Genomic DNA, 15027 nt, shown 5'->3' with positions numbered 1-15027 from the left:
TGTTAAATATTAAGTTATATGTATGAGATCTATAATAATTGTAATTTAGTTTTATTTTAGATTTACGCTTAGGTGAAAAGAAAAAGTTAACTATTTAAATTCTAAATGAAGAACTGCGTATTTTTGGCATAAATTATTCACTTCTATAAATACACGTATAAATACCTGTTGTAAATATCCTTGTAATTCTTTTTATTGTATTCAAAATAATAATGGGAGTGACTACAATATATTTTTAAACAACATTAAAAAATGAAGCTAACGTTTGAAGTTTTTTCTAATTCTTAATCAATGGATAAAATCAACTGGTCGAATTACAACTATGACGAATTCGAAATGTTTTGTAACGCACTTCTAACATTTGAATTTGGCAAAAATTATATGCCATTCTCGGCAGCTGGAAGGGACGGGGGGATTGATGGAGCATTTACCGGCGCTTACCAAGACTTATCTGGCAGGTGGAGGTTTCAGTTTAAATTTTCTCAGGTTGCCAGAGGAGAAGCAGTAAACAACCTTAGGTATCAGTTAAAAAAGGAAGTTGAAAAACTGGGAGAGGAGGAATATTTCGTACTGTTAACAAACATAGAACTTCTACCACAGGAACATGCAGGTCTTTTAGCAATTTTCGAAACGGAAAAGCAGGTTTTAAATAAAAAAGCTGCAGGATTTATCTGGGATGGCGCAAAAATTTTCAATTTGTTCCTTCAGTATCCTATTTTATTTTTATGGATCAATGACGGCTTTAGTACTGCTCAGGTCCAAGATTATAAGATTGTTTTCTCTAAAAGTTTAAATGCCGGGCCCTTTGAACCGTCATCTTTGTCTAATTTTTTTATTTCAAGAGAGGAAGATATTAATAAACTGAATGACTTTATTACTTCAGATGAGAATCTAATGGTTGTGTCAGGTGAAGCCGGTATTGGCAAAACCAGACTTGTCATAGAGTTTTTTAAACAGACTGTAGATTTACTTGAACAATGGATGCCTTTAGTCTTAATGAATAAGAATATTGATTTTGACAAATTAAGAAAGGCCTTTTCAGCAAATTATAATTATGTTGTTTTAATTGACGATGCGCACAATTACAGACCAGAGATTATTTCTGATCTAAACGCACTTATAGAAAATCTTCCTAATAGAATAAAATTAATACTTACTTCCAGAACTATAGGAGCGTCAGATTCGCTGTCCTTACTCAAGGAGTCTTTGGATATTTCTTTTATTAATTTAAATGAGCTTTCAAGACAGGACACTGAACTTATTTTTAAACATTACTTAGAAAATACTGAATTAAGGCATTATACTAACGAGTTGGTAATGACATCATTTGGGAAGCCGATTCTCATAGTTGCCATGTTAAACGCTATATTTAAAGGTGAACCGATACACAAGATTAAAGAGCAGGATTTTCTAAAACTCTATGTTAACAGATACTTTAAGACATATATTGAAGAAGTCAGTGACATCACGGGTATAAATAAGTTGAGTATAACTAAGCTCCTACAGAATATTGTATTAATCGAGCCAATCAATTTCACCAACGGTGATGTACTTAGAAAATTAAGTGAACTTCATGATATTAATATTTCTGCATTGACTGAAGCTTTAAATATTCTAATCAATAATAATTTTGTTAATGGCCGATTTGAGCAGAGTATAAAGCCTGATTATTATAGTGATATAATACTTTCACAGATAAAAAAAACAGAAATTGTTAATTACCTTGCCGAGTTCTCAACCTACATTGAAAATATAATTATCAATCTAAGCAGTGTTGCTGAGATCGACAATGAACATAATAACATTTTAAATGAAATACTGCAGGTTTACATAAATCTGATCGGTACGGAAAAAGACATTAAAAAAGTTCAAAAAATACTTCTCACTGTTAGAAATATTAGTTTTGCCCAGCCTGAGGTTGCTAAGTCCGCTGTCATTATTTTTATAAATTCGTTGGTAGACTGTAATCATCCAATAGTAACAGAGAGTAATCGTAATGGTTTTAAGTATTACTCAGATGAATCGCCGGTATTGACAGTTATATCGATTTTATCAAATCTTTTTCAATTCTCAAATAATATTGAATTTGTGTGCGCAAGTACTTTTAAATTGTATGATATTCTTCCCGAAGGTAAGATAGCTGGAATTTATTCATTTTCTAAAAGAGATATTATTGAAAGATTCAGTATGGAACGCCAAACTTATTTTGTGGAGATGCTTTCAAAAGGTGTAAAAAGATTTAGCGAAAAAGATTTAGAATTTTCCGTTTTATGTTGTAAATCTCTATTAACTCTTGATTATACTCATTCGGAATGGGATGTAGTAAATAAAGAAAGTATTGTATTTACAACTTACTATATACCTTGTACGCCAAAAGTAAAAAAATTTAGAAAATTTGTCATTTCTACATTAATTAAATTTTATAAACTGCAGAAGATTAATTCCCTAAGGTCTGAATTATTAAAATTCATAATTGATATTCCACGAGCAATATTTGCAACTCATAGAAATAGTACCCCATACAAAAACGATGAGGAAATGAAAATCATTTTCGAATTTCTAATAAAAGAAGGAAAAGAATTTGATATTTTAGATCAAAAGGAAATACTTGAGAAATTATATTGGTTTGAGAAATGGGGGATTTCAGAAGATCTCAAGCCGCTGATATCAGAAGTGAAAAATGTTCTAAAACCTAAAAATTTAACAGAGCGTTTATCTCAGTTGTTTTCCAAAGCAGAGCTCAGCATTTTAGATATGCCAAACATTGAAGAATATGTAGTTCAAAAATGCGGCGAAATAGTTAAAACTGCCAGTACTGAAGAATTGGCGGAAAGTATTATTGAGTTTTTAGCGCCTCAAAATTACCCTCCTCATTATTATTTTACCTTCCAAAAGGAACTTGAAAATAATTATCCGAAATATGCCAGGCAGTTACACGATAAATTGTTTGATCACTCTTATAAATTGTATGGAATTTACGGAGCGAGAATTCTATCCGCATTATACTTTAAGCACAATGATAAAGAATTTTATTGGACTCAGGCAGGAAAGCTGCAGAAATTGAATTCTACTGAATCTGACAATGCTTTACTTTCCGTGTATTCTGATAAAGTTCCCGGATTTTACAACCTTGACGAGGAAGACATTGAAGTTATTGTGAAAGTTTTTAAAAAGAAGAACGCAGAAAATAATTATGAACTTTCCATGGCCCTGCAGAGTCTATTTGTGGTTAATTATCCAGAAGCCTTAAAAATTTGTGCTGACTTTTTAGATAGAGCAGCTCAACGGCAGACAGAAATGTTTTTTATCAGGCTAAGTGATAACAAAACTGTCTCAGACGAGCAGATGGCATATCTTGTTTTGAAGCATACAATAAGATATCAGCTTAGTTATGAAATCGAACATTGTTTAAATAAAATTCTCATAACTGCAGGTCCTGATCCTATTTTTGAGTATTTATTGGAAAGATTTGATTTTAAAAAGAACATCGTAATAACCAAAAAGACTTTCGGCGGTTATGAATTTGTCCCATACGGCAGTCATTCACACTTGTTTAATCAAACACCGCCTTCTCTTAGGGATGAAATGTTTTTCCGTGCGCTAAATTGGTTTATGGATCTTGATAGTGATGCAGGGCATTTATATTACGCAAAAGATCTCTTAGAATATTTACAGCCTTCCAAATCCTTAAGCATCAGCCTTTATGAGAATTACGATAAAATTATTTCAAAATTTAGAGATGACGGCGAAAAGTTAGAACGGATAATTATGAGCCTTAATATTTTCCATGTCAAAGATGATAATTTACTTCAGACAATAATTAATTGCTTTAATTATGCCACGAGCTTTATAGAGGAAGATCCGGAAACATATCAAAGTTTAAGAGATGCCTGCTATATTGCAATTATTACAATGGGCGTTAAATCCGGTTCTGCAAATCAGCCATTTAAGGTAGATCTTGATTTACAGTCACTATTAAAAAATTGTATTGCCAGCCAGCCGTACGAAATGCCATCTACACAGTTTTTGAAAGAAGTACTGAAGTCCGTTGAGGCAGATATAAATCGTTTAACCGACAAGGATAATCTAACATGGTAAAAAACATTACTTTAACGAATTTCAGCAGTGAAAAAAATGAACTTCTGAAAATAGTCAGAAAGAAAATTTCCGAAACAAAAATTACCAGTCATAATGAAATTTTTCATAATAAATATAAAATCGAACTTAGTTCTATTATTGAGCTTTTAAATGCAATAGAAGCAAAATTTAAAAAGTGCGAGATACTTTATTATACCTATTTTGAAAGTGCCGATCATGCAGTTTTGAGCGGTAATGCAGCAACGCTGCCAGTTGATATGGAATGTACATTTTGGGACGGTACAGCGAAGTTTAACTATGATTTTAAAGTAGATGATAAATTTTTTTATAAAGAAATAATAGATCTCAATTTTCAGAGTTTTATCCTTCAAATTGCTTCGCTTTATGAAAATTTAGTATTTCTGGCAGAAATATTAATTAAAAAAGTTATTGTCTATGTAAGGCCGCCTTTGAGTTCTCCTCTTCATGACTATTTAGATTTTCTTAAGCGCTTAGTTAATTTAGGCTATCGTCAAAATGATAGACTTAATATTTGCATCAATGCACATCATGCTTTTTTTAATAGGTATCTGCAGCAAATAAACAACCTCAGAAACAGATTTATACATGGACATAGTATAAATCTGAGCACCGATGGGTACAATTATTATGTAGACAATATGCCGTCTACTTCATTTGTACCTAACTCCCCAGACCTGCTGCTGGATGTTTTTACTAAAGAGATTTTAGATAGTTCTAAAGTATTTATATCAGAACTTCTAATTTCTTTAAAACAGTCAACTAACCATCATACTAAATATCTTCCTGCATAAATTTATTTTAAAATATAGCAGATTGGGAATATGTCTATGGTTATAATTTATTTTTGCATTATCTGGTACATTTTATTATTAAAAGATGCTTTTTCTAACATAGGACTAAGAATTGTGATTGCCTCAGCTATGTAAAATAAAGATTTCTTCACAGTCCCTAATCATTTTTAATGTAAGCCACCATACGTATATGCCGTAATGCTCAATAATAAATGGCGGTAAGATTCCATGACATAGTTCATTTCTGAAATTAACACTGCTGTTTTCTATTAAAAAATCTTTTAGCTCATCGAAAACGCTGTGTTGATAATTATTAATTAATATTTCCAATATTCCGCCTAAAGTATTATCGTGCTGTACTTCTTCATCAATTTTAAACGTTATTTTATTTTTAATTTGCAAGACATGTTTAAAACTATTTTCCAATTGAGGAACCAGTAAATGGGCAGCAGTTACAAAATCATTATTAAATCCTGCTGATATTCCGTTGACAAATATTACAATTCTATCCTCGGGTATAAAGTGGGTATTCATTTTTTTCAAGAGTAACTGAACATAACCTTTATCTATTTTTTCTTCTCTATCCATTCTCCATTTTGTTTTTCTAATAAAACTGATTACTGCCTCTCTTAAAAGGCGTTTATCTTGGATTTGAGAGTACATTTCTAATGTAGTTTTACCGACAATTTTACCATTGGCGTCTTGTTTCATTACAGTATCAAAAAAAGGAGATAACGAATTATTTTCTGATGGACTGGTATTAAAACCATTTACTAAAGATATGGGGAATGATAATAAGTTCTGTAATCCGGATTGGAAGTCAAACGTTTCAAATAATGAAAGCCAATATTCAGACTGCTCATTACTAAATTTTTCAATTTCACTATTTTCGTTGTTATAGTTCTTGGCGACAGCAAGATGCATTTTTGCATGCTGCTTTTGTTCAGAGATAATTTTAGCATGCAGTCTGTTTTTTAATTCATCTTGTCCACTGATGCTCTTTAACTCTCTTGAACCATTTTGATAATATGAAAGTATCGTTGGATAATAAGTATTTGCCTTCTTATTTCTGCTCTCAAAATCACCATTTTTTTCGTGATTTTCAGCGAGTTTAATTTTAGATTGAATTGCTGAGATTAACTTAATATCAAATAAGAGTAATATTAAATGATGAGCACCATTGTAATCATTGTTACTTTGCAACTTCTCGATCCATTGGTTTAAAAGTTCACCAAAATCTTCCTGCACTCTTGCAGGGTTTAATGAAAAAAGTTCCACCGTGATCTCTTTTACTAAAAATGGCTGGCTGAAGTTCATTTCCAGTATTGTCTTTTTTGCTATTTCATATATGTTTTCTTTTTCAGAATTGAAAAGGGCTTTTGCTGATTTTACTAATTTTAGCGCATTTAATAAATAGTCAGGATCATTATTATAAATAAATATCTCCAAGTAAAGAAAAACAGTTTTAGGAAGATGTTCTTTTTTATCTTTTGCAAATCGTATTGAAAGATACTCTCGCCATCTGGCGCTTATTTCTTTATTTTTAATATCGCTTATTGTAGAGAAATTATCTAGTATTTCTTCCTGAAATGAATTAGAAATAAAGTTTTTAATATTTGTGGAGCAGAGTTCTATAAAAAGATTTATTATGGTATTTGAATCAGGATAGTCGTTTTTTTGCTTATATAACATTTTTGTTAGTGCTGATCCATAGTAATAATCTTCAATATTTTCTATTTCTTTCATTATCGTTTGATTTAAGGATTCGCACTAATTATATTTGAGATTATTTCAGATAATGAAAATATGCAGTTTTAGTATTAAATTTTATTCTTCTTAATATCTCGCAATATTTTCTGTAACTTGATTTATCTATTATTTTGACTAATGCTTTCCACATAAGGGTTTTAATTTGAAAGCAATTATTTTTTCAATTGTATTTAAATAATCATTTGGCAGATCATTAAATTCAACTACATGCAGTTTGACCACACAGTCCAATTTATTACTCCAGTGGATTAATTGTAATCCTTGGGTTGAACCTTTAACATAATAACCTAGATGAATGGAAATCCTTCCTGCAATATTGGATAATTGGTCTCTTTTTCTAATACCTCCTCGTCTTATTCCTACGTACAAAACATTACTGTTACAGTTATTATTCTTTGAAGGTACTGTGCGTAAGTTAAGCTTTAAATTTTCACGATTTGTATCTAATAAATCTTTTAATTTACCGCATTTATCAGGGGTTTCTACTTCAAACCAATAAAGGCAATTGTGTATCTTTTTATTAAGTTCAGAAAAAATTTCAATAAAATTTAAATCACTGCGTATATCAGTTTGGTAGTTATTTATATGAGGAAGATCCTTAATGTTAAAACTGTAGATTTCAGCTTCATTTATTACGTCCTGTGCAATTCTCTCAAATTTTTCGGATAAAATATTACTATTCATTTTGTTGAAGGAATAAAAAAGAATTTTTAATTTTTAGGTCAAGTCTTGAGTGCTTTTAAGATTGATGCCGACAATTTCTTTATGCTTTGGATCTAATAAGTCTTCAACATATAGGTTTTCTAATATATTATATTTGACAATTTCTTTTTTCAATTTATTGAAAAACAATAAATTATAAAACAGGAGAAAAAGTTCAGGAGTTGCCATCTGGGCTTGTACAAAATCTGCATATCGCTGAAATTCCTTTTTCACTTCTTTTTTTTGGGGCTCGGATTGTTTCTCCATTTTTGTTTTTTCACACTCTTCCAAAAACAAAAGAATATGATGTAAATGTCTAAAATAGTGCCCTATTGCATATTGAAACCTACTGAAAAATAACTGGAAACAGTATCCGGCGAATTCATGCGGTTGAAGGGTTTGCGCATATTTCCATTGTACTTTTGTGATCCCGTAATATTTATTTGTGTAGGAAATCTTTCTTGTTTTAAATAGTTCCTGTTCCTCGAAATCATTTGAAGGACCGCGGTATTGCTCATCATATTCGGTCCAATCTTCATAGCTCAGATAAGTAGGGTGTTTTAGTGCCTTTGATATTCGTTTTACTTCTATCTTGGAATTTACGAAAAATTCACGGCCTTTAACTGATCGATTTTCATATGAGTCATAAGTTTTTAAATCGGAAATGATAACATGGATGTCATTTGGGATTTGCTGCTGAGTTTTCAAAAGATTGAAAAAAGTAGTTTGAAAGTTTTGGTCTCTAAATTCAGCCCTAGTATCTGTCAGTTCTTTTCGCTGCAGGCTTAGCTCGGTCTGTTGGAGATGTATGGAATAAATAATAACAGCAAGTGCCAATCCTGAAAAAAGGGAGTTTATAAAACCAAATTTATCTCCAAAATTTGCTCTCTGTTCAACAGGTACAACAGTATCTACAAATAGCCATCCCAAAACCCAAAATAAAGCTACACCCAGAAATATTGCAATAAACTTGAGGTTTTCATGTAGTTTTTGATCTTTCATAGATTGTATTTTAAAAATTATTCGAGCAGGATTATGAAGTTATGTGTTGATTATAGATAAAATATATTTCGTTAAAAAGTAGAAATGTATATCCGTTGTAGCTGTTACAGTTGTTTTTTATTTTTTCCTGTTTAGTATATTTAGCTGTTGCATCTTTTCGGAAAATGGTGCCATAGAAATTATGCCAATTTTACAGTTTAGTTGTTTAATTCTTGTATCTTCCCAATTCATCGGTAAACTTCGAAACAGCCTTATTCCTCTATACTCTTTCACATTATTTTCCTCATTTAAATACTCTTCGATATCATATATTCCATAGATTCTAAAATTTCCACCAAGAAGACATCCATATTGAATACATCCGCCAACATCTACAATTTCGCTATCTTGAATAATTTCTGACATCAAATCAAAATGAGTGAAATTTAGATCTATTTTGTTTGCAATTTCTCTAGCTTTGTTAATAGCATTATTACTTCCAAGATATTCTATGTTATCACTCAATAATAGTTTAGTCATATAAAATCGAAGCTAATCCTTTATTGAAACTGAAAATTTAGTTATTTCTGATATTCCAGACTTTGGACATGAACCTATGAAAAAAGCTTCAGAAACCCCATCTGTTCTGTGAATTTCACCTAAATGCTTTGTAACATTTTCATAAACAAAAAATGCCACTTGACATACCAAATCAAATGTCGGTTCAAAATTTTCCTCTACAAAAATTTCTGAAGTTAATTCAGAAATTGTATTCGCTAAATAGCTACCATTTAAATAACTTCCGGCAAAGCATAGTCCGTACTTAGCAGAAAATATTGATTGCTTTTTTTGAACAGTCCCTGTAAATATATTTACATGAATAGTGAAAATTTTGTTAGCATTATTTGTCACAATTGACATATTGTTAGTCAATCGAGAATCAGACATTAAGCTAATTTCATCCTCTATTCTCCATGCTAAACATAGTGTCATTTTCTGTGTCTTTGTAAAATTAATGCCAACATTTTAACGCTTGGGGAGGTGGCGAATTTCTAATTTAGTTCTTTCAGCTAAGATAAAAATTCTTGCGAAACTTAAACTGGAATTTGCAAAACAATTCCTAATCTTTCCAAAAGGCGGTTGACCGTAATTTTTTTACCATAATGTTTGAATAAAACTAGGACCGTTATTAACTGTTTCAAGAATTTCTTCTTCTGATATCTTGTCATTTAATCTGAATATTTCTCTAATAGTTTGATTATAACTATCGTCAAACCTTATTTCTGTATTCAAAAATTCAGTTTCGGTAAATCTAAACATTTCTACAAGTTCCATTTTGTTTAAATATTGACCGCGCTTTAATTCAAATGCTGTTTGATGTTTAAAATATATGTGAGGCTCTAATTCACTATTGAAAAAATCAGAATGTGAAAGCCAAAGGTCTATTCTGACTGTTCCATTTGATTCAACCTCAAAAGAGGTTTTAAGAATAATTTTTTTCAATCCTCCATCTCCTGAATCAACATAATCAGAAGAATAATGAATTACATTATTAAATTTGGTTATCAATTCTGGTTTCATATCGGTTGATTTTTTTTACTTAAAATTGCGGTCGACTCTTGGGTCTGATCTAAAATTTTTGCCAAAGTTCAGATGTTTGTCCAGGTTTGGGAATAAAGATGCGGGATTTTTCGGTCAATCACAAATTTTCCATATAAAAAGCTATATTTAAATTCAGCCAAAATCCCAATCTCCGTAAAAGGCTTTTATAGCCAGTTTTTTTCAAGAATATTCATTTTCTAAAGAAGCTTGTCAAAAGTGAGCTTATCATTAGCCTTTTTGTAAAGTAAGTCATTATTCATTTTTCTATACTCATCAAGAACTTTTTCATGAGTTTTGTTAGAAATGTCTTCAACAACTTTATATGTTCCGTCACTGGAAAAACCAGTCAATTTGCTCCGAAATTAGGTGGTCAATTTGCATCGGAACGAGTGGTCAATTTACTCCGGAATTAGGTGGTCAAATTGACTGGTTTTTCCAGCTCGGGTTGTCCGCTATCTCTTTTTCCAGCTTAAGAAGTGGGAAAAAGGATTCCGTTTCTAATCCTAAGGCGGAGTTTAATTAAAAAGGATGTGTTAAATCTTAATATTATGGCTTATTTTATAGCTTCTTTCATAATCTTTATCACTCATCAGCCCGGGATTAACAACATCATAACCAAATTCGTATGGAAATTCATTTAGCAGATGCTTTTTATTATCTAAAATGAATTTTCCATAATATTTAATGATCGTTTTGTTGACTTCAATAATCCTAAATATTTTCTTTTCTAACAATTTGGAATATCTATCTTCAGATTTTGAAGATTTGGAATGGATAATTTCATTTCTGATATCTTCCAGCTCAATAAAAGAATTCCACCAATTGGTTTTTGCAATATCTGGAGTATGTAGAATATCTTTCAAAATATTTTTAAATTTTTCCCTCAGTGAAAATTTACGTTCAATCGCTTCTTTGGAATATATCATTTTAATGCCATCTTTTTCAATTTTATATTCATGGTTATCTGGAATGCAAATATTAGCAAATGCCTCCAAAGAAGTATAAGAAAAAATGACTGCTTCAATAATTAATTCAAAATAATCAAAATATTCTTTTTGCATTTCCTCAGATGGGAAGGCGCCATGATAATTTTTATGCCTGGGTAAAATGGTGTTTTTATAAAATAGTAGTGATGCTATCCGTTTCTTTTCGGCAATATTTGAATATATGGAAACATCATTAGGTTGGGTCATTAGTGTTTCAAGCTTGTCAAAAACTAATACCCAATTTGTATCCAGAACAAAATATTTAAAAATGTTGTCCTTATTAATTAAAATATGAGGTTTTTTTATTCTAAAATCTTTATTTTTTCGATAGTCATCATTGAGTTTTGATGACATAATATTCAAAGGGTTTATAATATTCCATTCATTTTTATCAAATCTGAAAGTTCTCTTGTTTTCACCCTCATCAAAAACTTCTTTTATATTTTTTATTAGAAATTCATTCTGATTATTTATTAATGATAAAATTAATTTCAATGAATTCTCAAATGGCAGAATATAATTTTTTGACAAAAAATTGAAAGGGAAACTTAGTTCATATTCATTAAAATTATAAATAACAGAAAATGACGAAAATGAAGAAGAATACTCTAAGGCTTTATCTAAATTTTTTGAAACTGTACCAAGTAAACTATCTAATTCATTTATAAATAAATTATAATCTTCAGACTTTTTAGAAAAATGATCTAAAATAAAACTATCATTGACAGACAATTTGAACCAGGATGAATCTCTAACTAATCTTACTTTTTTATTTTCATCTTTTGCAAGAATCTTAATGCCTATAGTTATTGAATTGTTTACAAGTTTTTCTACGAAAAATTTCTCCACTAAAATTTGTAAATCAGCTCTGTCAAGTATAAATTCTATATCCATAAATCCAAAATAATTTTATGCAAATTCTCTTAAGCAAATCTATACAAAAAAGATTTTTGTATAAGGAGGAACGATTAAAAAGTTATCTAAATAAAAAAAGCATCTAAAACTGGAGGCAATTGGCAATAAAATTTAATACGTGAAAATTCGCAGCTAAAAAATCATGTTCCACATACCCAATATCACCCATTTTCCCACTTAAATCATAATATTTTACGATTAATTATTATGGTATTCTCTGTTGAATTGCAGTTATTTGTCGCCGCAGAGCGTTTTGAATCCGTCCCGAACTTCTTCAAAAGTCGGAGCCCCAATAGTTGTTAATTTGGTATATGAATCTATTCCACGATCTGTTGACATAGCACTCCAAAAGTACTGCCTTACCTTCTCAGCGCTTACCTGTTTGTTTAATCTCATTCTGGTGGCATTGATTTTTCGCTTAATGGTGATGTCGGCCTTCGGGTTTGTTTCTGTTGGAATTAGTACGTTTTGCTCTAAAAAAGTGATGAGCTCTTCTTTTGTTGCATTCATAGGGAATTAGGTGTAATTGATATCAAATGTTTGGTTCATCGAGAGGATATTTTTTTTCAGACTAATGATTTATCGAGTCAGCGTTAATTGACTTTATCTTAATATACTATAGATTTACAGATTAGTTTTTTCAGTTATTTCAACAACGTCTTCGAACTCAATAACTGTTGCTCCACGTTTTAACATTCTATTATAGAAACTCTCAACCATCTGAACTAAAAATAATCGGTAGCCATGCTTTACCGCTATATGGAAGATTTCTTTTATAATCTGCTTTCCAAATCCGTTATGCTTTAAGCTATGCTCTATGAAAATATTTGAAATCTCTATATTTTTTGATTGGCGGTCTATTATAAGTTTCACTAAAGTACCGCGGCTATTATGGTCTTCCGTTTTATTGATAAAATAAAACTCAACCACTTCCTCCGAGTTATGGTCACTGTACAAATGATTTTGAGACATCAAAGGATTTGTATCAATAAAATGATATATGGCCTGTGTAATATGATCATTTATAAAATATTCGTCCTGTCCATCAATATGCTTGATGATTTTATCGTCTTTAAAGACGTAGAAGTTTCCGTTGTCAAATTTAACGGTGCTGAATCCGTCATTTTCTTGGCCTATATAGTGCCTATTATATCTTTGCAGGCCATTTATTTCTTTTCCGCCGTGCAGGTCTTGTTTGAATTTTTCTTCTAAAGTCATAATTCTATTATTTTTTAATAATGTAAAAAAATCTTATTATTTCATTTCTGTAAGATGTTCTATCTCTTCTTTGGAATAATTGCCCCATTCTCGATGATTGATTGAAAATAAGCCTTCATCAACCTTATGCTGGTAATGGTCAATTAGTATTGAACCAATGTAATCCATACGATCTGCTGTAGAAAATGAACTGTCTGTTATGTACAGATTTCCAAAATTTCTATAAAGTGCGCTTGGAGATTCTTTGTCGAAAATTCCGATTACATACTCTCCAATATTCCCGCATCTTTGGATTGAAATTTTAACAGGCAGTGATTCGTCAACGATTTCCGATAAAAATTCTTCAACAGTTAGCGGTTTTTCATCAGGTGAAAGGATTGACCTTGCTCCAAGCAGAAATGGTATGGTCAGGCCATTGCTAAAGTAACCTCTGAAACCAAAATGTAATAATACTTTTAACCATAGAGGCTTATTATTCATATTTTTATTATTAGAAAAAGTTTAACGTTTTAATCACTTAATTTTCAATATTTAAAATGCTACAATTTATTATCATTCATTAATGGAAAAGCCGTTTTCAGGATGTCAAAAATGTCTTGAGGTTCGGACGATGCCGCTACTAAGGCCCTTGAAGTCGTAAATTGATTTATTACTGCTGGATCTATATTCTTCCTGACCGCTGTTGCTATGAGTTTATTGTAAGCTTTATCGAGATGACCTTTTACTTTTTCAAGTTTATTCGTAAATTCTTTTTCTACGGCCTTAAAATTTCCAACATTGGAATTTTTGAAGTTATAATGCTTAATTTCTAAATCTTCCCAGGTATCCGTATTGGCACCGTGCTCAAATCGTTTGCACTTCCAGCATCTGCAGATAAAAAATTCGTATGTTGTATTCTTTTCCATTTTAATTTGGTGTTTTAGGATTTTTGTAACGCTGCATGCGTCACGGAATCTATATGTTATGTTGTATATTTTTATGTTATTCTTTAACTTTTAGATGAAATCAGTGTGAGTTATATCCTTTAGACCCACCTCTTGGCTTATTTATCCAACAGCTGTTTAGCTTCCGATTTCTCCGTCAAAGAATAGATAGTCAAAAGTCTCAAAGATTTTGTGGCTCTCTCTTATGCCTCCGCAAAAAATGTTTTCAAAACAAACGGTGGTAAGGACACTTTTTTCGATAAGTTCCTTCACAAAATCTGTTGCTTTGATATAATAATGATTATGTGGCCTTATGTATTCTTCAAATTTGTTTATTAATATTTCTGATGGAACAGCGTAGTTTTTGTCAAGAATATTAGAGGAAAAACAGTCCAGATCAAAATCTGCGATAAAACTATTATCTCTGTGGAATTCAAATTTCCCATTATTTTTAATCCAGCCCATATCTTCCCAAAGTTGCCCATATGTAGCAACGTTGGAAAAGTCATCTAAACGGCAATTAAACGCTAATGCATCCCAGGTACGTCCCAGGTTGTAAAGCCTCTTTTCTCCAAAATTATGGGTCTGATAGGTTTCTAAAAAATTATAGGATGCTTGTGTGGAGTGGAATAAAAATATATTATTTATCAATCCCAATTCCATTCCAGCTTTTACCCAATCATTGTCCTCCGGATTCAAATCAAATTCAGTAAAACTCCAAAACACTCTTTCAGTCGGGGCAGCAGCATTGAACTCGGCAATCCGTTCCAAGGCATTGTCAGATGGTGTTTCAAAATCATCATGATCGTCGAACATAAATAAATCGATAGGAAAGTTTGCCAGCTGATTTAATTTTAAAAAATACAATACATTCAGGATTGTCCTATGATCTTCATATATGACAACTTCCGAATTTTGTGTATCGATAGTATTTATATTTAACCTTTTTGAAAGGTCACTGATTTCAGGCATATTTTTTTTATTTTTGATTAATATATAAAACTGACTTTATGGCGCTTT

General features: G+C 31.0%; 14 protein-coding genes. 2 read left to right on the top strand and 12 right to left on the bottom strand.

From position 1 onward, the window contains the following. Positions 1-291 precede the first annotated feature (291 nt). Together I5M07_RS02375 and I5M07_RS02370 are read left to right on the top strand one after the other, a co-directional pair. On the top strand, positions 292-4098 hold the full coding sequence (locus I5M07_RS02375) for an NACHT domain-containing protein (RefSeq protein WP_200104589.1): 3807 nt from the start codon (positions 292-294) through the stop codon (positions 4096-4098). Further along, a complete protein-coding gene (locus I5M07_RS02370) occupies positions 4092-4910 on the top strand; it encodes a hypothetical protein (RefSeq protein ID WP_200104588.1) in 819 nt (272 codons plus the stop codon). Before I5M07_RS02375 ends, I5M07_RS02370 begins: the two co-directional genes overlap by 7 nt. A gap of 123 nt (positions 4911-5033) precedes the next feature. Here I5M07_RS02370 and I5M07_RS02365 read toward each other — a convergent pair whose 3' ends face one another. From I5M07_RS02365 to I5M07_RS02310, 12 genes are all read right to left on the bottom strand, one after another. Then, positions 5034-6656, bottom strand: a complete 1623-nt coding sequence (locus I5M07_RS02365) for a DUF4209 domain-containing protein (RefSeq protein WP_200104587.1) — start codon at positions 6654-6656, stop codon at positions 5034-5036. A gap of 138 nt (positions 6657-6794) precedes the next feature. Further along, positions 6795-7364 carry a hypothetical protein gene (locus tag I5M07_RS02360; protein ID WP_200104586.1) on the bottom strand — a complete coding sequence of 190 codons (570 nt, stop codon included), beginning with the start codon at positions 7362-7364 and terminating at the stop codon, positions 6795-6797. 33 nt (positions 7365-7397) lie between these two features. After that, a complete protein-coding gene (locus I5M07_RS02355) occupies positions 7398-8384 on the bottom strand; it encodes a putative phage abortive infection protein (RefSeq protein WP_200104585.1) in 987 nt (328 codons plus the stop codon). Between the two features lie 117 nt (positions 8385-8501). After that, on the bottom strand, positions 8502-8903 hold the full coding sequence (locus I5M07_RS02350; RefSeq protein ID WP_200104584.1) for a hypothetical protein: 402 nt from the start codon (positions 8901-8903) through the stop codon (positions 8502-8504). Positions 8904-8915: 12 nt separating this feature from the next. Next, positions 8916-9356, bottom strand: coding sequence for an Ntn hydrolase family protein (locus tag I5M07_RS02345; RefSeq protein WP_200104583.1), 441 nt, complete (start codon positions 9354-9356; stop codon positions 8916-8918). 162 nt (positions 9357-9518) lie between these two features. After that, complete coding sequence (locus I5M07_RS02340; RefSeq protein ID WP_200104582.1) at positions 9519-9944, bottom strand: hypothetical protein; 426 nt, start codon at positions 9942-9944, stop codon at positions 9519-9521. 554 nt (positions 9945-10498) lie between these two features. Continuing rightward, positions 10499-11845 carry a hypothetical protein gene (locus I5M07_RS02335; protein WP_200104581.1) on the bottom strand — a complete coding sequence of 449 codons (1347 nt, stop codon included), beginning with the start codon at positions 11843-11845 and terminating at the stop codon, positions 10499-10501. A 252-nt stretch (positions 11846-12097) separates the two neighbouring features. Beyond that, positions 12098-12262 carry a hypothetical protein gene (locus I5M07_RS02330; RefSeq protein ID WP_200104580.1) on the bottom strand — a complete coding sequence of 55 codons (165 nt, stop codon included), beginning with the start codon at positions 12260-12262 and terminating at the stop codon, positions 12098-12100. Between the two features lie 228 nt (positions 12263-12490). Next, entirely contained in the window at positions 12491-13084 is a 594-nt protein-coding gene (locus tag I5M07_RS02325; protein WP_200104579.1) for a hypothetical protein, read from the bottom strand. A 36-nt stretch (positions 13085-13120) separates the two neighbouring features. Continuing rightward, positions 13121-13564 (bottom strand): hypothetical protein, encoded by a 444-nt coding sequence (locus I5M07_RS02320; protein WP_200104578.1) that lies wholly within the window; start codon positions 13562-13564, stop codon positions 13121-13123. 59 nt (positions 13565-13623) lie between these two features. Further along, entirely contained in the window at positions 13624-13989 is a 366-nt protein-coding gene (locus I5M07_RS02315; protein ID WP_200104577.1) for a hypothetical protein, read from the bottom strand. A 156-nt stretch (positions 13990-14145) separates the two neighbouring features. Then, the gene (locus tag I5M07_RS02310) at positions 14146-14979 is read right to left on the bottom strand and encodes a hypothetical protein (protein WP_200104576.1); all 834 of its coding nucleotides are present in this window, start codon (positions 14977-14979) and stop codon (positions 14146-14148) included. Positions 14980-15027: the final 48 nt, after the last annotated feature.

It is taken from the genome of Flavobacterium agrisoli (assembly GCF_016522065.1).
GTDB lineage: Bacteria > Bacteroidota > Bacteroidia > Flavobacteriales > Flavobacteriaceae > Flavobacterium > Flavobacterium agrisoli.
Note: the sequence above shows the minus strand (reverse complement) of the source record. Positions and strands in the feature narration are given on the sequence as shown.

Excerpts from the sequence above, each read along its gene's own strand:
- I5M07_RS02375 (WP_200104589.1), top strand. The coding sequence starts at position 292 with ATGGATAAAATCAACTGGTCGAATTACAACTATGACGAATTCGAAATG.
- I5M07_RS02370 (WP_200104588.1), top strand. The coding sequence starts at position 4,092 with ATGGTAAAAAACATTACTTTAACGAATTTCAGCAGTGAAAAAAATGAA.
- I5M07_RS02365 (WP_200104587.1), bottom strand. The coding sequence starts at position 6,656 with ATGAAAGAAATAGAAAATATTGAAGATTATTACTATGGATCAGCACTA.
- I5M07_RS02360 (WP_200104586.1), bottom strand. The coding sequence starts at position 7,364 with ATGAATAGTAATATTTTATCCGAAAAATTTGAGAGAATTGCACAGGAC.
- I5M07_RS02355 (WP_200104585.1), bottom strand. The coding sequence starts at position 8,384 with ATGAAAGATCAAAAACTACATGAAAACCTCAAGTTTATTGCAATATTT.
- I5M07_RS02350 (WP_200104584.1), bottom strand. The coding sequence starts at position 8,903 with ATGACTAAACTATTATTGAGTGATAACATAGAATATCTTGGAAGTAAT.
- I5M07_RS02345 (WP_200104583.1), bottom strand. The coding sequence starts at position 9,356 with ATGACACTATGTTTAGCATGGAGAATAGAGGATGAAATTAGCTTAATG.
- I5M07_RS02340 (WP_200104582.1), bottom strand. The coding sequence starts at position 9,944 with ATGAAACCAGAATTGATAACCAAATTTAATAATGTAATTCATTATTCT.
- I5M07_RS02335 (WP_200104581.1), bottom strand. The coding sequence starts at position 11,845 with ATGGATATAGAATTTATACTTGACAGAGCTGATTTACAAATTTTAGTG.
- I5M07_RS02330 (WP_200104580.1), bottom strand. The coding sequence starts at position 12,262 with ATGAGATTAAACAAACAGGTAAGCGCTGAGAAGGTAAGGCAGTACTTT.
- I5M07_RS02325 (WP_200104579.1), bottom strand. The coding sequence starts at position 13,084 with ATGACTTTAGAAGAAAAATTCAAACAAGACCTGCACGGCGGAAAAGAA.
- I5M07_RS02320 (WP_200104578.1), bottom strand. The coding sequence starts at position 13,564 with ATGAATAATAAGCCTCTATGGTTAAAAGTATTATTACATTTTGGTTTC.
- I5M07_RS02315 (WP_200104577.1), bottom strand. The coding sequence starts at position 13,989 with ATGGAAAAGAATACAACATACGAATTTTTTATCTGCAGATGCTGGAAG.
- I5M07_RS02310 (WP_200104576.1), bottom strand. The coding sequence starts at position 14,979 with ATGCCTGAAATCAGTGACCTTTCAAAAAGGTTAAATATAAATACTATC.